The organism is Streptomyces hydrogenans (genome assembly GCF_014656075.1).
Lineage (GTDB): Bacteria > Actinomycetota > Actinomycetes > Streptomycetales > Streptomycetaceae > Streptomyces > Streptomyces hydrogenans.
Window position 1 is genome coordinate 33,691 of sequence record NZ_BNBS01000044.1, and the last position, 20,664, is coordinate 54,354.

The following is a 20,664-nucleotide window of genomic DNA, read 5'->3' on the forward strand; positions in this document are numbered from 1 at the left end:
TCCCTCGGCCGGGCCGGTCCGTCGCTCGGCGGGCCCGCGCCGAGACGGGTGAATCCCCGTGCGGGCGGACGCTCGGGGCGGGGCGTTCCGCGGGCGCCGCCCGCGTTGCGCCGGATCCTTTCTGCACCGTGGCCAGGTGCCGCCGGCGGACGCGGAACGCCTGTCGACCAGGTGGCCGCAGGACCGTCAAGTCCTCCGGCTCCGGGGACCGATGTAGCGGGGAGCCGTACCGGCGGGCGGCACTCCGGCCGTGTCGCCGACGGCACCATCACCTTCCCCGTGTCCCCGTTCGAGGGAGTTGTCCATGCGTACGCCCGTCCGACTGGCCGTCGCCGCCGTCCTCGCGGCCACCCCGGCCCTGGCCGCAGGCCCCGCCACCGCCATCGCGGAACCCGCACCGGCGCCGCTCCACACCGCCGGCGCCAACGCCCTGCCCGGCCAGTACATCGTCACGCTGAAGAAGGGAACCGACGCGTCCGGCGTGACGCGCAAGCTGAAACTGAAGCCGTCCCACGTGTACGGCGCGGCCCTCAACGGCTTCGCCGCGCCGCTGAGCGGCCTCCAGCTCGACGCCCTCCGCGCCACCCCGGGCGTCGCCTCGGTCGAGGAGGACGCGACGGCCGACGCGCTGCCCGTCCCGGCCGCTCCGGCCGGGCGCGCTCCGTCCGGCGTCTGGGGCCTGGACCGGATCGATCAGCGGGATCTGCCGCTCGACAACGACTTCGCCGTCCGGGGCAGCGGCGCCGGCGTGACCGCCTACATCCTCGACACCGGCATCGACTACCAGCACGCCGAGTTCGGCGGCCGGGCCGTCTTCGGCTTCGACGCGATGGGCGACGGCCGCGCGGGCCAGGACTGCAACGGCCACGGCACGCACGTGGCGGGCACGGTCGGCGGCATGACGTACGGCGTCGCGACCAAGGTCGACCTGGTCAGCGTCCGCGTCCTCGGCTGCGACAGCAGGGGCTCGTGGTCCGGGATCATCGCCGGACTCGACTGGGTCGCGAAGAACGCCAAGCAGCCCGCCGTGCTGAACGCCTCGCTGGGCGGCAGCCGCTCGCAGGCGGTGAACGACGCCGCGACCAACCTGTCGCTCGCCGGCGTCCTGCCGGTCGTCGCGGCGGGCAACGACAAGCGCGACGCCTGCCAGGTCTCCCCGGCCTCGGCGAACCGCGTTCTCACCGTCGGGGCCAGCGACCGCTACGACCGGGAGACCAACTTCTCCAACTACGGTTCCTGCGTCCACCTCTACGCCCCCGGCCAGGACATCCTCTCGGCCCGCCTCGGCGGCGGCTCGATCGCCGAGAACGGTACGTCGATGGCCGCGCCGCACGTCGCGGGCGCCGCCGCCCTGTACAAGCAGGCCCACCCGAGCGCCCAGCCGGAGGAGATCTACTCCGCCCTCCTCACCCACTCCACCAAGGACCACCTGACCTCCCTCAGCGCCGGCAGCCCCAACCGCCTCCTGAACACCGGCGGCCTCTGAGCCCCGCGCCGGGAGCGCCCGGACCGAGCGCTCCCGGCCCGGCTCCACGACGCGGCACGGTCACCCGATCGGAGGGCCAGGTGTGGTCCGGCCCGGGTGGTGACGGAAGGCTGGGCCGGACGGAAGCCGCCGACGACCCGTGGGAGCACCTGTGATCAGCCGCCTGGAGAACCTGCCGAACGGCGTCATCGGATTCGAGGCGTCGGGGAAGATCTCCGCCGAGGACTACCGTGACGCGGTCCTGCCCGCCCTCACGCACGCAGCCGAGGCGGGCGAGGTCCGCTTCCTGCTCGTCGTGCGCGACTTCGACGGCATGAGCGGCGGCGCCCTCTGGGAGGACCTCAAGGTGGGAGCCGAGCACCTGCGGAAGTGGAAGCGCATCGCCCTGGTGACCGACATCGAATGGATGGCCCATGTCACCTCGCTCTTCGGCTGGATGACCCCGGGGGAGACGAAGACCTTCCCCCTCGCGGACCGCGACCGGGCACTCGCCTGGGCCGCCGGCTGAGCCGGCCGACCGAGGTTCGGCGGGTGTTCACCGCGAAGACGCGTGACGGCTCCCCGAGGGCCGCGTGTGCTCGGGAGCGTGGCCGCGCCTCCCACGCTCCCGCGATCCCGTCAGGAACCGCCACCGCATGTTCTCGCTGAAGCCCACCCGCCGCCCCCTGGCGAGCACCCTCGCCGTGCTCGCCGCCACCGCCGTGGCCGGCAACGTCCTCTCGGCCGCGGGCCCCGCCTCGGCCGCGCCCGGCGCACCCGGGCTCCGGCCCTCGCTCTGCGGTCACGACCAGCGGCCGACTCCCCAGGAGTACCTCTGCGCCCGGCCCGGCGACCTCGTCGAGGTCCGCATCGGGGACGTGCGCCCCACGCAGCCCTCGCTGGGCCATGACGAGGTCTACTACAAGCTCGGGCGCTACACCCTGGGCAAGGACGAGATCAACAAGAAGTTCGACGACTGGTGCGAGACGAACGGTCAGGTCGAGGCCGCGAGCGCCGACCCGGACGCCCGGCTCGACGACCCGGACTCCTTCCGCTGCGAACTGCCCGTCGGGCAGGAGACGCCCGAGAGCGTGGCGGCCATGAAGACCGTGGTCATCGGCCCCGGCGGGAGCCTCTTCCTGACCGACGGCCACCACACCCTCACGTCCTTCTACGAACTCCCCGACGGAGGGGCGGACCTGCGGATCCGGCTGCGGGTCGTGGAGAACCTCAGCCGGCTGCCCCGGCCCAGGTTCTGGGACCGCATGAAGGCCGAGAAGTGGGTGTGGCTGCGCGACGCGCGGGGGAACGCCGTCGACGTCGGCGAACTGCCCAGGAACGTCGGCCTCGCCGAGTTCGACGACGACCCCTACCGCAGCCTGCTCTACTTCGGCCGCGACATCGGCTACACGGCCGGGACGATCCCGTTCCAGGAGTTCTTCTGGGGCGCGTGGCTGCGCGACACCCGCCCCGCCGGCCTCGCCAAGTGGGACACGAACGACCTCGCCGGATACCTCGGGGCCGTCGAGGCCCTGACGAAGGCGCAGACCGCCCTGTCGCCCGACGCGGTGGTCGACGGCGGCCGCACCGCCCGCGAACTCGGTGTCCTGGCCGCGTGGAACGACGGCAAGGCCCGGGACAAGGGAGAGTTCGGCAAGCTCTCCAAGCCGTACGCCGACGCGAAGCCGGGCAAGCTCGCGTACGCCCTGGCCTACAAGGCGCAGCTGGCCGACGACTGAGCGGGACCCGCGCCCGACCCCGTTCCGGAGCGGGACCCGCGCCTGACCCCGTCCCCGAGCAGGACCCCGCGCCTGACCTCTTCCCCTCCCCGCGTGACCGGGGGACGGGACGAGGTCAGGCGTCTTTCTCCATGCCGGGGCGCAGCCGTGCGAGCAGTGAGTACAGTGTCGCGCTGTCGTCGGCGTCGAGCGTGTCGAGGGCGCCGTGGGTCGTCTGCATCTCTTCGCGGACGCGCCGGATGACGTCCCGGCCCTCGTCCGTCGCGATCACGTTCTTGACCCGGCGGTCGGCGGGGTCGGGCTCGCGGCGGACCAGCCCTCGGGCCTCCAGACGGTCGACGATCCCGGTCACGTTCGACGCGTCGCAGACCAGCAGGGTGGCGAGGGCGCGCATCGGCAGCGGGCCGTTCAGCTGCGCGAGGACCTTGGCCTGGGTGGACGTGAGGCCGTGGTGGGCCGCGGCCGCGGCGAAGTCGCGCCACTGGGCGGTGCCGATGGCGGCGAGGAGTTCGAGCAGCTGGAGCTTGGTGGGCGTCTCGGGGGTGGTCGCGCGCATCCTTCGAGCGTACTCGCGATACTTGACATTATCAATTGTTTACTTGACCCCCTCAAGTATCCGGGCCTACCTTCGATGTATTACTTGATGACATCAACGATCTATGTCCTGAAGCACCGAGAAGGCCCCCACTCACTCATGAACCACGTGACTTCCGCGCCCGCCGGCGAGCGGCGCCGCGAGACGCTCGTCGTCCTCGCCCTGAGCCTCGCCGCCATGGTCGTGTCGATGATGCAGACCCTGCCGGTCCCGATCCTCGGCCTCATCCGCTCCGACCTCGGCACGACGACCGCCGGCGTCAGCTGGGTGACCACCGCCACCCTGCTCTCCGCCGCCGTCTTCACCCCGCTGCTCGGCCGCTTCGGCGACCAGCACGGCAAGAAGCCGACCCTGGTCGCCGTCCTCGGCGTCATGGTCGCCGGCTCCGTCGTCGCGGCCCTGGCGACCTCGCTCCCCGTGCTGATCATCGGCCGTGTCCTCCAGGGCGCCGCCACCGCGATCTTCCCGCTCGCCCTCTCCGTGCTGCGCGAGGAGGTCCGCCCGCAGAAGCTGCCCGGCGCGATGTCCCTGGTCAGCGGCACCCTCGCGTTCGGCAGCGGTCTCGCGCTGGTCGCGACCGGCCTGCTGACGTCCGGGTCCGACGCCGACTACCGCAGCGCCTTCTGGATGGCGACCGTCTTCGCCGTCCTCGCCCTGCTCGCGGTCGTCCTCCTGGTCCCCGCGACCCGTCACAAGACCGGCGGCCGCACCGACGTCCTCGGGGCGCTGACCCTCGGCGCCACCCTGCTGCTCCTCCTGCTGCCCATCTCGCAGGGGCACGAATGGGGCTGGACCTCCGGCCGCACCCTGGGCAGCTTCGCCGGCGCCGCCGTCATGACCGTCGTCTGGGTGTTCACCGAACTCAAGGTCCGCGAGCCCCTCGTCGACATGCGCATGTTCGTCCACCGGCCGGTCCTCATGGCCAACCTGGCGGGCGTCCTGGTCGGCTTCGGGATGTTCGCGAACTTCCTCGGCGTCTCCTACCTCGTCCAGATGCCCGAGGCCGTCACCGGCTACGGCTTCGACGCGTCCATCCTGCGCGCATCCGTCGAGTTCCTGCTGCCGGGCGCGATCGTCTCCCTGCTCGCCTCGCCGGTCGGCGGCCAGTTGGTCCGCCACCGCGGTCCCCGTACGGCTCTGGGCCTGGCGGCGGGCCTCGGCGCCCTCGGCTTCGCCTGGCTCGCCCTCGACCACGCCCACACCGCCTCGGTGATCGGTGCCGGTGTCGTCGTCGGCGCGGCCGTCAGCTTCGGATACGCGGCGATGCCCGCCGTCATCATGGCGAGCGTCCCGCACCACCAGAGCGGCATCGCCAACGGCATCAACTCCATCTCCCGCTCCACCGGCAGCGCGATCGGCAGCGCGGTCGTCACCACGATCCTGGCCTCGCAGACCCTGGAGCACCTGCCCGCCGGTGTCCCGCCCCTGCCCGCCGAGTCCGGCTTCACCCTCACCTTCTGGATCGGGGCCGCCGCCTTCGCCCTGGTCGCGGTCATCGCCCGCGTCGGCCTGCGCGGCGGCCACGGGCCCCGCGCGGAGGAGACGGACGGCCGGGCCACCGCCTCGGCCGAGACCGCCGGGACCGCCGGGACCGCCGGGACCGCCGGGGGTGCGGGGAAGGGGAAGGAGCCGGCGCTCGGGGGCTGAGGTGCGCCCCTCGCGCCCCTTGCACCCCTCGCGTCACTCGTAGAGTTCGGTGGCCGAAGGTGTCCGGTGCGGCCGGGCGACCGGTGTCGTGTAGGCGAAGTTCAGCACGGTGCGACGCAGGCCCGGCCGGACGAGGGGGGTGACGCGGTGCGCGGTGGTGTCGCTGCGGAGCAGGTACGCGTCCCCGGCGCGGTGGTGGGCGGTGCGGGCGCGCCCGGAGTCCAGGGTCCGTAGGGACGCGGCCCGGGGCAGGTACCGCACCAGTCCGCCGTCGGCCGGGTCGTCCGGCGCCTCCAGGAACAGGACGAGGGCGTACGGGTGGTCGTCCGTGTGCGCGCCGTGGGTGTCGCCGGCGCGGTGCAGGATGTTCAGCACGTGGCGCTCGACGGGGTCGTCCACCTCGATGACCGGCTCGCCCGCCACCTCCCGCACCAGCCCCATGAGGCTCCGGTCCCGGTACAGGGCGGGAATCAGTGTGGACGCCCGGCCGATGACGTGGCCGCCGAGGGTCGTCATGTGGCGGGGTGAATCGTCCATGCAGGCCATGGCGAAGTCACGGCGCCGCGCCACGGCCTCCAGACCGGTGGCCTCCCGGCCCAGCACGGCGAGCCCCTCGCCGGTCAGGAGTCCGGGCAGGGCGAGGTAGCCGTCCCGGGCGAACCGGTCGGCACCGTCGGGCCCGAGGCGCGTGAGGACGTCGGCATCGAGGAGCGAGGGCACGGAGGACTCCGGGGGAGGGGAGCGATACGTCGGGGTCTGCCTCCCCGTTCATGGCCCCGGCCACGCCCGGCTGGGGCCGAACGGTCCAACGAGCCGGATGATGGTGCGGCGGCCGTGGGGGCACCTGCGGAGGCGCCCCCCGTGTGGGTTCGGGCCGCCCCGAAGCGAGCCCGTGTCGGAACCGCGCCTCCGGAGCGCAGGAGCGCAGAAGCGGCGGAGGGGCAGGATCCGGTGATGGACACCGGCACGCCACGGGCAGCCGCGCTTCGGCGGCATCGGTGCTATAGGCCGCCGCCCGGCCCCGCCGCCCCGCACCGCTCGTGTACGCGATCCCGCCGCACGAGCAGACCGCGTTCCGGCGGGCCGCCGCCGCGCGGGGCCCGCCGGACGACGAGACCGGACAGTCGCGGGCGGTGCTCGACCTGTGCTGCTCGTACGGAATCACCGCCGCCCTCCACGACCAAGATGTCGCCCTCGTCGATCCGTGCGCCCGACGCGTGCGAGCCGGGCCCGCAGCGGTCCGCAGCGGCAGTTCACCGACGAGCGGGAACGGACGGAGGCCGTCGAGACGGTGTGCGCCCTGGGGCTCGAACCCGCCGCTCGCGATCCGTCCGGCTGCGAGGCGACCGGGTGCGATCCGTCCGGCCATGAGGTGACCGGGTGCTTCCGTGCGCTGTATGGGCACCGCAACTGCTGAGGCGGGGACGAAGCGCGGGCGCAAGGGCGGGGGCCCTCGCGTACCGCCCCTGCCTTCCGGCCCCCGGCCCGTCGGTTGCCCTGCCTTCCGGCCCCCGGCCCGTCGGTTGCCCTGCCCTCCGGCCCCCGGCCCGTCGGTTGCCCTGCCTTCTAACCCCCCGGCCCGTCGCTCGCTCTGCCCTCCGGCCCCCGGCCCGTCGGTCGCCCCGCCCCCCCCGGCCGCACCAGCCTTCCGGCCGGCCGACCGTCCCCGTGCACCCTCCCCGACGCGTCGGAGATTCTTGACGCGTCGGAATTCTCCGACCTATCGTGGAGCCATGCCCACCGACGTGTTCGGCGTGCTGGCCAATCCAGTGCGCCGCAGACTGCTCGAAAGCCTGCGGGAGGGGCCGCGCTCCACCGGCGAGCTGGCCGGGATGTTCGAGCTCGGCAGGCCCGCGGTCTCCGAGCATCTCGCGGTGCTGCGGACCGCCGGACTGGTGCGCGAGGAGCCGCGCGGCCGACACCGCTACTACCACCTCCAGGCCGCCCGGCTGGCCGAGGTGAGCGAGTGGCTGCACCCCTTCGAGCACTACTGGAAGCAGCGCCTGGACGCGCTGTCCGACCTTCTGGACGAGGAAGCCGACACATGACCGACAGCGCCGGAGACAGCGGCACGATCACCTGCGAGAAGTTCCTGCCCCACCCGCCCGCGGCGGTCTGGCGGGCCCTGACCGACCCCGGTCTGCACGCCCGCTGGTGGGCCGCCGGTGACATCAAGCCGGTGGTCGGCCACCGCTTCACCCTCGACATGGGCAACTTCGGCAGCCAGCCCTGCGAGGTGACCGCCGTGGAGGACCAGCGCCTGCTGGCCTACCGCTTCGCCGAGGGCACCCTCGACACCACCCTCACCTGGTCGCTCCGGCCGGAGGGCGAGGGCACGCTCCTCGTCCTCACCCATGCCGGCTTCGACCTCGACTCCCCGATGGGACGGCAGGCGTACGAGGGCATGGGCAAGGGCTGGCCCCACGTCCTGAACCGCCTCCCCGGAGCGCTAGACGAGGCTGCCTGACCCGAGGTCTCACCGGCTCACCGGCCGGTCGGGAAGACGGGATCCGTATCGGGGCCTGACCTCTGGTCAGGCCCCTCGGCGTGGGGCCGTCGACGACTCGCGGCGGCTTCGGGGTGCTCCGGGCCGCCGCCTCGTTCGTCGATCGCATGGTGAACAGGCCTTGCGTCGCGTCGCCCTGGGCCACTACGGTCCCCGTCATTCCCCGATCATCTACGCGCGTCAACACGGCCGGGGTCTCGTATGCCATCACGGAGTCGAGAGGTCCACATGCGGCGAACAGCCCGTCTTCGAACCGCCCTTGTCCGCACGGCGGCCGCCGCGGGCGCGGCCCTGGCCGTGGTCGCGGTCGCCTTGACCGCCCAGGGGACGCAGCGCCAGGACCCGGGCCCGGGCGACGCCGCGGCGACCGCCCCGGGCATCAGCGGGATCACCGTGACCCGGCGCACCGGGGGCGGTTTCGAGGCCCTGGTCGTGCACGACAGCAAGAAGCCCGGAGAGCCCCGGATCTCCCGGTACGCCCACCGCCCCGGCAAGGCTCCTCGCGTCGTGCCGCTCGACTGGCGGGGCGCGGGCGAACCCGTCGACCTGGAGGCCGTCGACCGGGTGCCCGGCAGGCCGGGCGAGTACATCGCGCTCGCCTCCGAAGGCATCGGCTACCGGGTGCGGGACGCCGGGGACGCCGGGGTGGAGGTCCTGGACCTGTTCCCGCTCCCGGCGATCTCGGAGGGCGACAACTTCGAGGGTTTCGCGCTCGCGCCGACCACGCGGCCCGGCGTCATGGTCGCGGTGTGGGCGGACCGGGGCCAGGACGACCGTCCGGCCACGCTGTACGCCGCCCGGATGGTCCTCAACCAGTACGGCGAGCCCCGGTTCGGCCCCGTACGGACCGCCGAACTCCGTGCCCCGTACCCCGCGCTGGACGTCCGGCACGCCTCCGACCTCACGATCACGGCCACCGGCGAACTGCTCGTGAGCTCCGCGTCGGACCCGGGCGACGAGGGCCCGTTCGACTCGGCCGTCTACCGGGCCGGTCACGTCGGCCTCGACGCCGCGGGCACGGTACGCCTCACCCTCGCCGAGGCCCCCCGGACGAGGGCGACGTTCGAGGGTCACAAGGTCGAGGCCCTCGCCTGCGTGCCCGGCACCCGCCAGGCCGCGATCGGCACGGACGACGAGGCGAACGGGGGCGCGCTCCTGACCGCGGCCCTCTGCGGGTAGGGCCTGAGGCCGAGGCGTACGGCGCCTACGGCGCCTACGCCGAGATGCCCACACGTCCTGAGCCGGAGCGCTTCTTCTTCCTGGATGACGCGGACCGGGACCTGATCGCGTTGCGCCGCTCGGACGGGCACCGGAGGCGCTGGGCTCAACGCGGCAGATGACCAGGTCGCGGGGATCGGCGCGATGGTCGTACGCGGGACCCCGCGCGACAGCCTGTTCACCCTGGACACCCTGCTGAACCTCGACGGCGGGGTGCGCCCGGAGATGGCGGCGGCCGACAACGCCTCGTACTCCGACATGGCCTTCGGCCCGTACAAGATGCTCGGTTTCCGCTTCGCCCCGCGCTTCCGAGACCTGTCGGACCAGCGGTTCTGGCGGGCCGACCTGCCCGGCGGCCAGGCGCCGGCCGCTGGAGGCGGTCGCCCGCAACAATGTGAACCTCAAGCGGATCGCCACGCACTGGCCGGACATGCTCCGCGTAGCCGGGTCGCTCATCACGAACCAGGTCCGTGCCTACGACCTGCTGCGGATGTTCGGCCGCGAGGGTCACCCAGACTCCGCTCGGCGCCGCGTTCGCCGAGTACGGCCGGATCGACAAGACCATGCATCTGCTCGCCTTGGTCGACCCGGTCGACGACACCTACCGCCGGTTGATGAACCGGCAGCTCACCGTCCAGGAGTCCCGCCACCGCCTGGCCCGCTCGATCTGCCACGGCGGCCGCGGCCAGATCCGCCAGGCATACCGCGAGGGCCAGGAGGACCAGCTCGCCGCCCTCGGCCTGGTCCTCAACGCCGTGGTCCTGTGGAACACCCGTTACCTGGACGCGGCCATCGCCCAGCTCCGCGCCGAGGGCCAGGGGATCAAGGGGGAGGACGTCGCCCGCCTCTCCCCGCTCATGGACCTGCACATCAACTTCCTGGGCCGCTGCCTGTTCACCATCAAGGCCAGCGGTCCCGGCCAGGGCCTGCTGCTTTTCAGGGACCCGGACGCCGTCGCGGACGACGAAGACGAGGAGCGACGGGCGGCGCACCCGACCTGTCGGACCGTTCGTGGTGGAATCCGTCCTGTCAGGTCAGGACGATGCACCCCTGCCGAAGTCGCCAGCGGAGACGCTGCGCCCTACGCTGGGGATGTAGGAACTGTGGGCCATTCCGGGCGACCGCCAGGCGCGAGAGAGGCAGGCCCGAAGACGAGCCAGGCTCCTTTCCTTTCGCGTCGGCGTTTTCGACAGTCCCATCCATGTGTAGAGACGTCCTACGGACGCAAAGAACATCTGCGCCGCGGAGTATCTCCGCGCTGCTCCACCGCGCGGTGGCCCCGGCCGGCGCGAAATGAGAGTTCTGGCGCTGTTTCCTTTGCCGCACTGCGGCGTGCCGTGTCGCACAGCCCCATTGACCCGACCTCGAATATGTCGGCCTCGCATCACTTTGATGTGCCATCGACAAGGAGGAAAAATGAGCGGGTTCAGGGACATCGTAGGTCCCATTAAATTCCGGTTCACGAAGGAGGGATGGACGAGGGGAGTGGAGATCCGCGGCCTTCCGACGTTGAGTCTGCGGATCACGTTGGCGTCCCCACTCGGTCCGGGAGGGGACGTCCAAGCGCAGTTGCACCGCCTGGGCGGCCCGGTGGGCGGCCCCGTGAGCCTGCCGGCGGACGGAGCATCGCATGACCACACCTGGGCCAACCTGAGTCCAGGCATGTACAAGGTGGCTTTGACCAGCGGTACGCCGCTCCAGGGCCAGGCGAAGACCGGCACCTACACGCTCAGCAGTGACGCCCCGGAAGCCGACGAGGCCTTGGCCTCCTTCGGCGGGCCCGAGCTCGAAGAGTCTTGAACCCGCGTGGGTGTTGTCGCCTGCGAGCGCGGACCGACCTCGATCCTGGTCGAGGTCGGCCCAGGGTCGGCGCGGTGGGCCCGAAACCTTCGGCTGATGAGGAGCGATCATGAGACGCGGCGGGCAGATTGACATCATCCCGAGCTGGACCCCCCAGACCGCTCAGATAGAGATCGAATGGGAGGACAGCGGGATCTCAGGTCCTCACCCGACCGACAAATGGTTCGGCACCATGGCATTCATCGGCGGAGCCATCAGTCAAGAAGGGGTCTGGGAGTGGGATCCCGCCGCAAAGACCCTTCGCCTATGGGTGCTGGTGCCAGGCGGGGAGGGGCACCGGCATCTGATCGCAACGCTCCAGCAGTTCACATTGCCCCTGACGTCGGGCATGACGGGGACCGGAACCCTGGCCCCCACTCTCGGGCTTCCTGTTCTCGGGGAACTGACGTTGTCCTGGCGTGGGCACGTCCATGGCACTTGACGCAGGCGACCGCCCCGGACGCACCGGACCGGGCTCGGAGAGCACCGGTGCAGCGCCGATACGCCCCCAGCGGCCGCCGCCTGCGATGAAGCACGGTGTTTACGCTGGGTCCGTTGAGTCTCATTTTTCCTCAACGGGGACGGATCAGGCGTCCGAGTAGGAACGGCCCGGAGAACCGGTGTTGCTGTCAGGAGTTTTGACGCCTCGAACCGGCCGCGCCCGGCCTCTTCGCCGCCCTGGCCGAGTTCATCCGCGAACTCATCGTCATCGGCACCGACGAGGGCCCGGCCGCCGCCCACGAGCGCGGCCGGGTCGGCGGACGTCCGGGAGTCGCCACCGAGGAAGTCATCCGCGCCGGCTGCGACCTGCTGCCCGGCCCCGGCCGCTCCATCGCCTCGATCGCCAAGCTGCTGGGCGTCTTCCCGGGCACCCTCTACAACCACATCCCGGACCTGCGCGAGCTGCGCGTCGCGCCGTGCCCCGCCGGATCGAAGCGCCGACGGAACACGAGTACAGCAGGATCGATCCCAGCGGCACTTTCCGTACGCCGACCACGCACACCCGAGGCCCCTTGCGGGGCACCCGCGGGCAATGGTCAGTTCCGGGCGGTGCGGGCCGCGTGCCGGGCGAGGAGACGGTCGCGTTGGGCCGGGTCGGTCGCCAGGTCGATCGCGGTCCAGGCCATGGCCAGGCCGCCGTCGAGGACGGCGCGGTCGGCGGCGGGAGTGGTGCCGTACCGGGTGAAGTCCGGGTGGTGCATGATCGTGTCGCCGCAGTCGTAGCCGATGGACGGGTGGATCGTCGGGACGACGTGCGAGACGTTGCCCATGTCGGTCGAACCGCCGCGCAGGCCGGGGCCGTTGGCGAGGACCGTGCGGCCCAGGGCCTCGGCGGCGGCCTGGTAGCTGCGGCCCATCGCGAGGTCCTGGCGGAGGTCGGCGTAGTCGTTGCCGACGGTCTCCAGGAGGAGGTCGGCGCCGGTGGCGAGCGCTCCGGCCTCGAAGCAGGCCCGCACCCGCGCCTGGAGCTCGGCGAGCTCCTCGCTGGTGCCGGCGCGGACGTCGTACGTCGCGGTGGCGTGGTCCGGGATGACGTTCGCCGCGTCGCCGGCCGAGGTGACGACGCCGGAGACGACCGCGCCGGGAACCATCTGCTGGCGGTGGGCGGCGATCGCGACCTGGGCGATCATCATCGCGTCGGCGGCGTTCACCCCGCGGTGCGGCATCGCGGCGGCGTGCGCGGGGACCCCGGAGTACGCGACGGAGAGGCTGCTGATGGCGAGCGTGGTGAGGCCCACGGCGTCCTGCGGTGCCGCGTGCACCATCATGGCGGCCGCCACGTCGTCGAACGCCCCGGCGCGGAGCATGTCGACCTTGCCGCCGCCCGACTCCTCGGCCGGGGTGCCCAGGAGTGCCACGGTCAGGCCCAGGTCGTCGGCGAGCGGCGCCAGGGCCAGAGCGGCGGCCACGGACGCCGAGCCGTTGACGTTGTGGCCGCAGGCGTGGCCGATGCCGGGGAGCGCGTCGTACTCCGCGCAGATCGCGACGACCAGGTCGCCGGTGCCGACGGTCGCGCGGAACGCGGTGGGCAGACCGTACGCTCCGCGGGTCACGTCGAAGCCGGCGCGTTCGACGAGGTCGGTGATGCGGCGGGCCGCGCGGTGCTCCTCGTACGCCAGCTCGGGGTCGGCGTGCAGGGCGTGGCTGAGGCCGAGGACCTCGTCCTGGCGGCGGGCCAGGGTGGCCCGGCTGTGGTCGCGGGCTGCGGTGATCGTCATCGGAGGTCCTTGGACGGGGTGCGGTAGAGGAACGAGGCGGCGCCGCCGGCGATCGCGATCACGGCGCACATCACCCAGGACGTGGTGTAGGCGCCGAGGTCCGGCAGGGTGTGGCCGACGGCGGTGTGGCCGGTGAAGACGGTGAGGACCGCGGCGGCGCCCAGCGAGCCGCCGACGTTGATGATCAGCTCGTTGATGCCGGAACCGACCGAGGTCCGGTCGTGCGGCACGGATTCGACGGCGAGGGTGCGCGTCGAGTGCTGGAGGAAACCGTTGCCGAGTCCGGCGAGCGCCGTGCCCAGGAGGAAGGGCGGGGCCGAGGAGTGCGCGGCGAGGACGATCCCGTACCCGACGGCCATGAGCGCGGAGCCGGTGACGAGCGTCAGCCGGTCGGTGACGCGGGCGGCGACCGCCGGGGCGGCGAGCGCGCCGAGGGCCATCGCGAGGAGGTTGGGGAGCAGCCCCAGGCCGATCGCGACGGGCCCGTAGCCGAAGCCGTACCCGGTCTCGGCGGGGCTCGTGCCGAGGAAGACGGAGTGGGCGACCTGGAGGCCCAGCATGCAGAAGCTGAAGGCGAGCGTCACGACGGAGACGACGACCACGTTGCGCCGGGCGAACATCCGGACGTCGATCATGGGCTCGGCCGTCCGCAGCTCCACGAGCACCCACAGGGCCGTGACGAGCACGCCGCCGACCAGGGTGGCGAGCGTCCGGGTGGACGTCCACTCCCAGCCGGGGGTGCCGCCGAGGCCGAGCGCGAGCATCAGGGCGACGAGGCCGACGGAGAGCAGGACCGCCCCGGCCCAGTCGACGGAGCCGCCGGGCCGGTCCTCGGACTCGGGGAGCAGCGGCCAGGTCACCACCAGCGCGAAGCTCGCGCCGATCGCGGGCACCCAGAGGGCGGCCGTGGGGCTGTCCACGGTGGCGGCGATGACGCCGCTGGACAGCAGACCGAGGGTGAGGCCGCCGATCAGCGCCGCGACCATGAGGCTGATGCCGCGGCGGCTCTCGGCGTCGCCGCCGTCGGGACGGTTGCGGAGGATGCCGACGAGCAGCGGGAAGAAGCCCGCGATGGCGCCCTGGAGGATCTGGCCGGCGAGCAGCATCGGGAACGAGCGGCTCAGACCGACGAGCACGGAGCCGGCGATGACGATCGCGAGGTTCCAGCGGAGCAGCCGGCGGTGGCCGTAGAGGTCTCCCATGCGGGAGAGGACCGGCGTGAACGCGACGCTCGCGAGCAGGTTCGCGATGCTGATCCAGTTCAGGTCCGCCGCCGTGACCCGGAGGGTGTCCGTGAGGCCCTTGAGCAGCGGGGAGAGGAAGCCCTGGGTGAGGCCGCTGGTGAGCTCGACCAGCGCGACGGAGGCGATGACCGCGCCCGCGGGGACGGGGCGTACGGCTCTTCTTCGTACGGGGGCGGTGCGGGTGCCGAGGTCCGTCATACGTACTACCTCTTCGGGAGGGCCGCGTGGGCTCGATGGGAAGGAAGGCCGCCCGGCAGGTGGGGGAGCGGGGGCGGAAGACGCACCACAATGTGGCGAGCGCGTGGCACTTCGGGCAAGACTTGGCCGTGAAGACGGCCGATTGCGGCGGAGAGGTGGGGGTCCACGGCGGATTCGGGCATGAAGGGGTTTCGCGAGGCGCCTTCGGGCGGGCTCGCGACCGGCGGGAGACGAGACGGAATGACGACGGAACGAACGGCGCGGTACGGAGGCGGCGGCGCCGCGGCGCGGGGCGACGGTGCCGGCGGTGCGGCGCGTGGCGAGGGTGCCGGCGGAGGAGCGCGGGGCGAGGGCGCGGGGGCAGCCGTGCGGGGTGCGGGTGTCGGCGGTGGCGCGCGGGGCGAGGGCCCCGGTGGTGCCGCGCGGGCCGAGGGCCCGGCCGGTGCCGCCCGGGGCGAGGGCGTCGGGCGCGCCGTGCCGGGCGCCGGTCTGGACGCGCTGGACCACGGGATCCTGAAGGTCCTGCACCGCGACCCCCGCGCCCCCTTCGCGGAGGTCGCCGCGGCCGTCGGAGCACACGAGCGGACCGTCGCGCGGCGCCTGGAGCGGATGACCGCGGACGGGCGGGTCGCGTTCGTGGCGGCGCTCGTCCCCGAGTACCAGCACGAGGGGGTGACGGCGGAGATCGCCGTACGGTGCGCGCCGGGCCGCGTCCACGAGGTGGCGCTGACGCTCGCCGCCCTGGACGAGACGCGTTCCGTGGAGGTCGCCACCGGGGCCCTCGACGTGTTCGTCGAGCTCCAGGCCGCCGGGCACGACGCCCTCCTCACCCTCGTCGACACGGTGATCGGCCGGCTCGACGGGGTCGTGGACCTCCACTCGGCGGTGGTGCTGCGGCTGCTGCTGACGGCCAGCGACTGGGCGCCCTACGACGACGAGCCCACGGACGTGCGGCGGCACGCCATCGAGGGCACCCCGCTTCCGGAGCCCCCGCTCGTCGACGAGCTCGACCGGCGGCTCGTCGAACTGCTCCGGCGCGACGCCCGCATGTCGACGACCCGGCTGGCCCGGGAACTGAGCGTCGGCGAGACCACGGCGCGGCGGCGGCTGGCCCGGCTGACGGCCTCGCACGTGCTGCACCTGCGCCTGCACGCCGACCCGGCGGTCCTCGGATACCCGGTCGAGGCGCGCTTCCGGCTCGGAGTGCCGCACCGGGAGCTCGACGCCGCCATCCGGCTCCTCGCACGGGAACCGGCCCTCCGCCACCTGGTGGTCACGAGCGGCGGGACGAGCCTGCTCGGCTACTCCAGCCACCGCGACACCCGGGACTTCCAGGAGTTCACGGCCCGGGTCCTGGCCCGCCTGGAGGGCGTGACGTCGACGGAGACGGCGCTGCTGATGCGTACCTACAAGCGGGCCGGAGTCGCGGCGGTCCACGGCTGAGGGGCGACCGCCCGCCGCCCCGGACGTCCGCGCCCCGGGGGATCAGCCCCGCAGCGTGGCGATGACCTTCTCGACGCGCCGCTGCCGTGTCTCGGGCTTCTTCGCGCTCTCGACGGCCCGTGCGTGCTCGCGCCTGCGGCTGTGGGAGAGGCTGTCGTAGGCGGCGCGGGCGACCGGGTCGTCGTCCAGGGCCCGGGTCAGCTCCGGGGGCTCGACGACGACGCGCGGCTCGGTGTCGAGCTCCACCTCGACGTCGACCTCCTCGCCGATCGCGACGTCCGCGGCCTGCCGGTTGGCGTTGCTGAGGCCGATCAGGTGGCGGCCGCGCAGCAGGGCGATCCGGCTCCTCCACACATGGCCGTGGACCGTGATCGTCACCGGCGGCCGCGCGCCCCCGCCGAGCGCGGCCACCACCTCGGCCGGCACCTCCAGCCCCCGCATGGGCTCGGGCGGCTCGACCCGGGCGCGAAACTTCATGGTCTTCCTCCTGTCGCTCCGCCGGCTCACCGCGGATCCGGCCCGCCCGGCACACGAGAAACGCTACGGGCCGTGCGGCGGCGGGGCTTCTCGAATCCTGACCGGGGCCGGGTCGGGCCCGGGCGGATGCGGGGTCGGGCGCGCCCCGCGGCGACGGCCCCGCCCCCTTCACCGCGACCAGGCTGTCCATCCCCCGCACGGCGACCAGGCCTGCGGCCCTTCCCGTGGCACCCGCCGCCACGTCGAGGGCGAGCCGTCGTCAGGCGTCCGGGGGCGCCCCCTCGGCGAGGCCCGCCGCGGCTCTCGCCCGGACGCGCGCGAGGCGCTTGTCCCAGGCGGCCGCGCGCCGGGAGAGGAACGGACCCCGGGAGGGGCGGGCGCCGTGGTACATCGCGTAGCCGAGGTCGCGGGCGTCGTAGTCGGCGAGCTCCCCCGCCGGGGTGACCCAGTACGCGACGCCGTCCGAGAGGGCGATGCCGCACCGGGAGCCGACGGCCGTCGGGAGGGTGTCGGTGTTCCTGTCGTGCGGGTGCCGTTGCCGGAGCGGAGTGCCGTCGGCCGCGTCGAGCACCAGGAACGAGGCCGGGGCGATGTCGCGGTGCCCCGTGGTGACCACGGCGAGACGGTCCTCGTCGACGCTCGGCGGGGTGCGGACCGGGGTGTCCGTCCGCAGGTGCCACGACGGCCTGCCGGTCGCCGCGTCGAGGGCGGCGACCGCGCCTCCCCGGTGCCCGCCGTCGCCGTCGCGCCACCACCCGGCCGCGTACACCCGGCCGCCGTGGACCACGGGGCTCCCTTCCAGGGTGGCGAGCGCGCCCAGGCCGGTGTTCCACACGGTGCGGCCGTCCCGGACGTCGAGGGCGTGGACGCCTCCGGGGAGCGTGAGGACGTGGACGACGCCGTCCTCGCCGACGGCGACCGACGTGTCGCCCGAACAGGGCAGCGCCCGCCACCACAAGGGGGCTCCGGTGCGCAGCGCGAAGGCCCCGACGCCGGTGTCGGTCGCCACGACGACCTTGCCGTCGTGGATCGCCGGTGACTGCCCCTGTCCCGGAGCCTCCCGGACCCGGGCGAGCAGCCCCGCGACCGGAAGGAGGTGGGAGGGAGGAGGTCCGTCCGAGGGTCCCGCGCCGTCGGCGAGATCCGTGTGCCACAGCGGCGCGGTCGGGTTCCGGGCGAGGTCCGGATCGGCGGACGTCACGGCCAGCCGGCGCCTCGGCCCGAGGGGATCGGAGAAGAGGCCGGACCCGGGGAGGCGCCCGCAGGCCGCGACGAACCCCTCCGCCACGGCGGGCGCGCCGCCTCCCGCGCAGCCGAGCGCCGGACCGGGCGCGCGCACGTCGCCGGTCGCGGCGTCCACGGAGTGCAGGATCCCGTCCCCGCGCAGGAGATGGACGAGGCCGTCGTGGACCGTGGGCCCGGCGACGTACGGCACCGGGGACCTGCCGTGACGTCCCGGCGCGGTCTCCGGGTCCGGCAGGGCGCGGGCCTGGACGCTCCACAGGAACGTCCGCGTGAGGGGCTCGCACGCGTACGCGACGCCGTGGTCGGTCGTCCCGTAGACGACGCCGTCGACGACGGCCGGCGTCGCGAGCGTCCGCCCGCGCAGGACCACGCGCAGCCGCGAGGGCGGTCGCCGTTCCCCGCTGTCGACGGAGCGGTGGCATCCGGTCCGTGCCATGTTCGCCTGGTACACCCGTCTCCCCGCCGCCCAGTCGCGTCCGCCCGACACCCTGACGAACTCCGGGCGTTGGGGCGGGCGTTCGGGCCAAGCTACAGCCCTTCGGCCCGGAACCGAAGGTTCGGGCCGGGGCCCGGAAGCCCCGGCCCGTCCCGCGTCCCCGCCGCTCCCTCGCCCCGGCCGCGACCCGGCGAGCGCGTCCTTCGTTCGGGTGATGCGGGTGACGCGGCGTCGAGGGCCCGCGGGGACGGTTCCGCCGTTGTGCGCCGTGGTCGGTCGGGCCTGGTGGTCCGGATCCGGCGGCCGTGCCCGGTGGGCCGGTGTCAGGGCGCGCGTCGCCTACGGTGAACGGGCTCCGGACCCAGCGGGATCCGGGGGCGAGCGGGCTCCGGACCGAGCTGTCTCCGGGCCGAGCGGGATCCGGGGACCGAGCTGTCTCCGGGCCGAGCGGGATCCGGGGACCGAGCGGGATCCGGACTCGGCGGGATCCGGCGACCGAGCGGGATCCGGACTCGGCGGGATCCGGCGACCGAGCGGGATCCGGACCGCTCACGCTGAACGGCGAGGAAGGGGCGGGGCATGATCGGCACCCCATGGAGTGACCGGTCCGTCGTGGTGACGGGCGGGACGCGCGGTATCGGGCGGGGCATCGCCGAACTCTTCGCACGGCGGGGTGCGGCGGTGCTGCTGACCGGTCGGGACGAGGCGGTGGCGCGTGCGGTCGCCGCGGAGCTGGTCCGGGCCACCGGCGGGCGGGTCGACGGCGTGGGGGTGGACCTGCGGACTCCGGCCTCGGTCGAGACGATGGCGGCCGAGGCGGAACGCCGCCACGGGCACATCGACGTCCTGTGCGCGAACGCGGGCATCTTTCCCGAGAGGCCCCTGCGCGAGATGACCGCGGCCGACATCGACGAGGTCCTGGCCGTGAACCTGCGCGGGTCGATCCTTTCGGTACGGGCCTGCCTGCCCGCGATGGAACGAGCCGGGCGCGGACGCGTCGTCCTCACCTCCTCCATCACCGGCCCCACCACGGGGTACACCGGCTGGTCCCACTACGGGGCGAGCAAGGCGGGGCAGCTCGGGTTCCTGCGGGGCGCGGCCCTGGAGCTGGCGCCCCTGGGCATCACCGTCAACGCCGTGCTGCCGGGCAACGTCCGCACCGAGGGGCTGGACGCGCTAGGCGAGGACTACCTGCGCCGGATGGCGGCGTCGATCCCGCTGGGCAGGCTCGGGGAGACCACGGACGTCGCCCACGCGGTCGCGTTCCTCGCCTCGGACGAGGCCGCCTTCATCACCGGCCAGACCCTCACCGTCGACGGTGGGCAGACCGTTCCCGAGTCCCTCGACGCCCTCGCCCTCCCGCTCGTCCCGGCCGCCGTCTCCGGCTGAGGCCGAGGCCGGGGGAGCGCGCCGAGCAGGGTCAGTAGGGCAGTCCCTCGGTCGCCGCGCGCAGGGCGGCGTCGAGACAGGCGGCGAGTTCCTCGTCCGCGGCGTCCGGACGGTCCGCGTAGCGGTGGGCGAAGCTCTCCACCGCCGCGCGCAGGGCGCCGTTGAGGGTGGCGGCGTGCACGGTCACCCGCAGGGCGTCGTCGGCGGTGCCGGTGTCCGCCCCGGCCGTCGAGCGCTGCGCGAGGAGCGTGGCGAGGACGGGCAGGGCGTCGTCGTGGGCCTGGAGCCAGACGGCGCGCAGCGCGGGCTCGGTGGAGGTCATGCGGATCAGGTCGAGGATGGCGGGGGTGAAGGCGGGCAGCTCGCCCTCGCGGCAGGTCTCGGCGAAGAAGTCCCGCAGGCTCACATCCGCCGGCCAGTGCCGGAGGCGGTCGACGGCGAAGTCGAGCCCGGCCGCCAGCAGGGGCAGCACGCAGCTCTCCTTCGTGGGGAAGTGGCGCCACAGGGTGCGCGCGGACACGCCCACCTCCTGGGCGATGTGCTCTCCCGTCGTGGCGGCGATCCCTCGCGTGGTGAAGAGGCGCACCGCCGCGCAGGCGATGTCGAGGCGCAGGGCCGTCTTGCGGCGGTCGAGGAGCGACGGCCGCTCCCCGTCCGGCGGCACCGCCCCCTGGCGCGGTGCCTCGATCGGCGTCTGGTGCACCCTGGCCACCGTCCTCGCGTGCGGAGATCGCCGCAGCATACCGAGGAGCGGGCGACCGGCGGCACCCTCGTGCCCGCCGGACCGTCACCTGGGCGATCCGAGCCGGTCGCTCGATGCCCACGGGCCCCAGAAGACGCGTGCAGACATCTTGTCAGTGAGTGACACCCGTCCTTACTCTCCAGTAAATGACTGGCGAGTAACCCCCTTTCCACCCCCTGAGGTGACATGGCCGCGCCAATTTCACCCGTCGGCGCGGTCGCCCGACCGGGTTCCGCCGGACCCCGACGAACAAGGAGTGCCC

General features: G+C 73.6%; 18 protein-coding genes and 1 pseudogene. 12 read left to right on the plus strand and 7 right to left on the minus strand.

The window, feature by feature from the left end; translation table 11 throughout:
• Positions 1-304: 304 nt before the first annotated feature.
• The 3 genes from IE321_RS19860 (at position 305) to IE321_RS19870 (ending at position 3,204) form a co-directional block, all read left to right on the plus strand.
• Positions 305-1,486: a S8 family peptidase gene (locus IE321_RS19860; RefSeq protein ID WP_190223930.1), complete on the plus strand. Its 1,182-nt coding sequence runs from the start codon at positions 305-307 to the stop codon at positions 1,484-1,486.
• 151 nt (positions 1,487-1,637) lie between these two features.
• A complete protein-coding gene (locus IE321_RS19865; protein ID WP_190223931.1) occupies positions 1,638-1,994 on the plus strand; it encodes a SpoIIAA family protein in 357 nt (118 codons plus the stop codon).
• A 127-nt stretch (positions 1,995-2,121) separates the two neighbouring features.
• Positions 2,122-3,204 (plus strand): ParB/Srx family N-terminal domain-containing protein, encoded by a 1,083-nt coding sequence (locus IE321_RS19870; RefSeq protein WP_043225388.1) that lies wholly within the window; start codon positions 2,122-2,124, stop codon positions 3,202-3,204.
• Between the two features lie 115 nt (positions 3,205-3,319).
• On the opposite strand, the gene IE321_RS19875 is transcribed toward IE321_RS19870, so the two are convergent.
• Positions 3,320-3,760: a MarR family winged helix-turn-helix transcriptional regulator gene (locus IE321_RS19875; protein ID WP_043225391.1), complete on the minus strand. Its 441-nt coding sequence runs from the start codon at positions 3,758-3,760 to the stop codon at positions 3,320-3,322.
• 138 nt (positions 3,761-3,898) lie between these two features.
• On the opposite strand from IE321_RS19875, the gene IE321_RS19880 reads away from it, so the two are divergent.
• The gene (locus IE321_RS19880) at positions 3,899-5,446 is read left to right on the plus strand and encodes an MFS transporter (protein WP_190223932.1); all 1,548 of its coding nucleotides are present in this window, start codon (positions 3,899-3,901) and stop codon (positions 5,444-5,446) included.
• Between the two features lie 33 nt (positions 5,447-5,479).
• Here the strand turns inward: IE321_RS19880 and IE321_RS19885 are convergent, their stop codons facing one another.
• Positions 5,480-6,166 (minus strand): HalD/BesD family halogenase, encoded by a 687-nt coding sequence (locus IE321_RS19885; RefSeq protein WP_043225393.1) that lies wholly within the window; start codon positions 6,164-6,166, stop codon positions 5,480-5,482.
• A gap of 1,013 nt (positions 6,167-7,179) precedes the next feature.
• Between IE321_RS19885 and IE321_RS19890 the strand changes: the two genes are divergently transcribed.
• The 6 genes and pseudogenes from IE321_RS19890 (at position 7,180) to IE321_RS19915 (ending at position 11,451) form a co-directional block, all read left to right on the plus strand.
• Positions 7,180-7,494 (plus strand): ArsR/SmtB family transcription factor, encoded by a 315-nt coding sequence (locus tag IE321_RS19890; protein WP_043225397.1) that lies wholly within the window; start codon positions 7,180-7,182, stop codon positions 7,492-7,494.
• Complete coding sequence (locus IE321_RS19895) at positions 7,491-7,913, plus strand: SRPBCC family protein (RefSeq protein ID WP_190223933.1); 423 nt, start codon at positions 7,491-7,493, stop codon at positions 7,911-7,913. The genes IE321_RS19890 and IE321_RS19895 overlap by 4 nt, the downstream gene beginning before the upstream one ends.
• Positions 7,914-8,180: 267 nt before the next feature.
• The gene (locus IE321_RS19900) at positions 8,181-9,131 is read left to right on the plus strand and encodes a hypothetical protein (protein ID WP_190223934.1); all 951 of its coding nucleotides are present in this window, start codon (positions 8,181-8,183) and stop codon (positions 9,129-9,131) included.
• Positions 9,132-9,257: 126 nt separating this feature from the next.
• Positions 9,258-10,123: pseudogene (locus IE321_RS19905) on the plus strand (Tn3 family transposase); the annotation flags it as partial.
• 463 nt (positions 10,124-10,586) lie between these two features.
• The gene (locus IE321_RS19910) at positions 10,587-10,970 is read left to right on the plus strand and encodes a hypothetical protein (RefSeq protein ID WP_190223956.1); all 384 of its coding nucleotides are present in this window, start codon (positions 10,587-10,589) and stop codon (positions 10,968-10,970) included.
• Positions 10,971-11,079: 109 nt separating this feature from the next.
• Positions 11,080-11,451 (plus strand): hypothetical protein, encoded by a 372-nt coding sequence (locus IE321_RS19915; RefSeq protein WP_190223935.1) that lies wholly within the window; start codon positions 11,080-11,082, stop codon positions 11,449-11,451.
• A gap of 595 nt (positions 11,452-12,046) precedes the next feature.
• Here IE321_RS19915 and IE321_RS19920 read toward each other — a convergent pair.
• On the minus strand, positions 12,047-13,228 hold the full coding sequence (locus IE321_RS19920) for a M20 family metallopeptidase (RefSeq protein ID WP_190223936.1): 1,182 nt from the start codon (positions 13,226-13,228) through the stop codon (positions 12,047-12,049).
• Complete coding sequence (locus IE321_RS19925; RefSeq protein WP_190223937.1) at positions 13,225-14,670, minus strand: MFS transporter; 1,446 nt, start codon at positions 14,668-14,670, stop codon at positions 13,225-13,227. The genes IE321_RS19920 and IE321_RS19925 overlap by 4 nt, the downstream gene beginning before the upstream one ends.
• A gap of 240 nt (positions 14,671-14,910) precedes the next feature.
• Between IE321_RS19925 and IE321_RS19930 the strand changes: the two genes are divergently transcribed.
• Positions 14,911-16,113: an Lrp/AsnC family transcriptional regulator gene (locus IE321_RS19930; protein WP_190223938.1), complete on the plus strand. Its 1,203-nt coding sequence runs from the start codon at positions 14,911-14,913 to the stop codon at positions 16,111-16,113.
• 42 nt (positions 16,114-16,155) lie between these two features.
• On the opposite strand, the gene IE321_RS19935 is transcribed toward IE321_RS19930, so the two are convergent.
• A complete protein-coding gene (locus IE321_RS19935) occupies positions 16,156-16,590 on the minus strand; it encodes a YdeI/OmpD-associated family protein (protein WP_190223939.1) in 435 nt (144 codons plus the stop codon).
• 259 nt (positions 16,591-16,849) lie between these two features.
• Positions 16,850-18,322 carry an outer membrane protein assembly factor BamB family protein gene (locus IE321_RS19940; protein WP_350810737.1) on the minus strand — a complete coding sequence of 491 codons (1,473 nt, stop codon included), beginning with the start codon at positions 18,320-18,322 and terminating at the stop codon, positions 16,850-16,852.
• 528 nt (positions 18,323-18,850) lie between these two features.
• Here IE321_RS19940 and fabG point away from each other — a divergent pair.
• Positions 18,851-19,660, plus strand: a complete 810-nt coding sequence (gene fabG / locus IE321_RS19945; protein WP_190223941.1) for a 3-oxoacyl-ACP reductase FabG — start codon at positions 18,851-18,853, stop codon at positions 19,658-19,660.
• Positions 19,661-19,691: 31 nt separating this feature from the next.
• Here the strand turns inward: fabG and IE321_RS19950 are convergent, their stop codons facing one another.
• Entirely contained in the window at positions 19,692-20,324 is a 633-nt protein-coding gene (locus tag IE321_RS19950; protein WP_372470317.1) for a TetR/AcrR family transcriptional regulator, read from the minus strand.
• Positions 20,325-20,664: the final 340 nt, after the last annotated feature.

Excerpts from the sequence above, each read along its gene's own strand:
- IE321_RS19860 (WP_190223930.1), top strand. The coding sequence starts at position 305 with ATGCGTACGCCCGTCCGACTGGCCGTCGCCGCCGTCCTCGCGGCCACC.
- IE321_RS19870 (WP_043225388.1), top strand. The coding sequence starts at position 2,122 with ATGTTCTCGCTGAAGCCCACCCGCCGCCCCCTGGCGAGCACCCTCGCC.
- IE321_RS19875 (WP_043225391.1), bottom strand. The coding sequence starts at position 3,760 with ATGCGCGCGACCACCCCCGAGACGCCCACCAAGCTCCAGCTGCTCGAA.
- IE321_RS19880 (WP_190223932.1), top strand. The coding sequence starts at position 3,899 with ATGAACCACGTGACTTCCGCGCCCGCCGGCGAGCGGCGCCGCGAGACG.
- IE321_RS19890 (WP_043225397.1), top strand. The coding sequence starts at position 7,180 with ATGCCCACCGACGTGTTCGGCGTGCTGGCCAATCCAGTGCGCCGCAGA.
- IE321_RS19895 (WP_190223933.1), top strand. The coding sequence starts at position 7,491 with ATGACCGACAGCGCCGGAGACAGCGGCACGATCACCTGCGAGAAGTTC.
- IE321_RS19900 (WP_190223934.1), top strand. The coding sequence starts at position 8,181 with ATGCGGCGAACAGCCCGTCTTCGAACCGCCCTTGTCCGCACGGCGGCC.
- IE321_RS19910 (WP_190223956.1), top strand. The coding sequence starts at position 10,587 with ATGAGCGGGTTCAGGGACATCGTAGGTCCCATTAAATTCCGGTTCACG.
- IE321_RS19915 (WP_190223935.1), top strand. The coding sequence starts at position 11,080 with ATGAGACGCGGCGGGCAGATTGACATCATCCCGAGCTGGACCCCCCAG.
- IE321_RS19920 (WP_190223936.1), bottom strand. The coding sequence starts at position 13,228 with ATGACGATCACCGCAGCCCGCGACCACAGCCGGGCCACCCTGGCCCGC.
- IE321_RS19925 (WP_190223937.1), bottom strand. The coding sequence starts at position 14,670 with ATGACGGACCTCGGCACCCGCACCGCCCCCGTACGAAGAAGAGCCGTA.
- IE321_RS19930 (WP_190223938.1), top strand. The coding sequence starts at position 14,911 with ATGACGACGGAACGAACGGCGCGGTACGGAGGCGGCGGCGCCGCGGCG.
- IE321_RS19935 (WP_190223939.1), bottom strand. The coding sequence starts at position 16,590 with ATGAAGTTTCGCGCCCGGGTCGAGCCGCCCGAGCCCATGCGGGGGCTG.
- fabG (WP_190223941.1), top strand. The coding sequence starts at position 18,851 with ATGATCGGCACCCCATGGAGTGACCGGTCCGTCGTGGTGACGGGCGGG.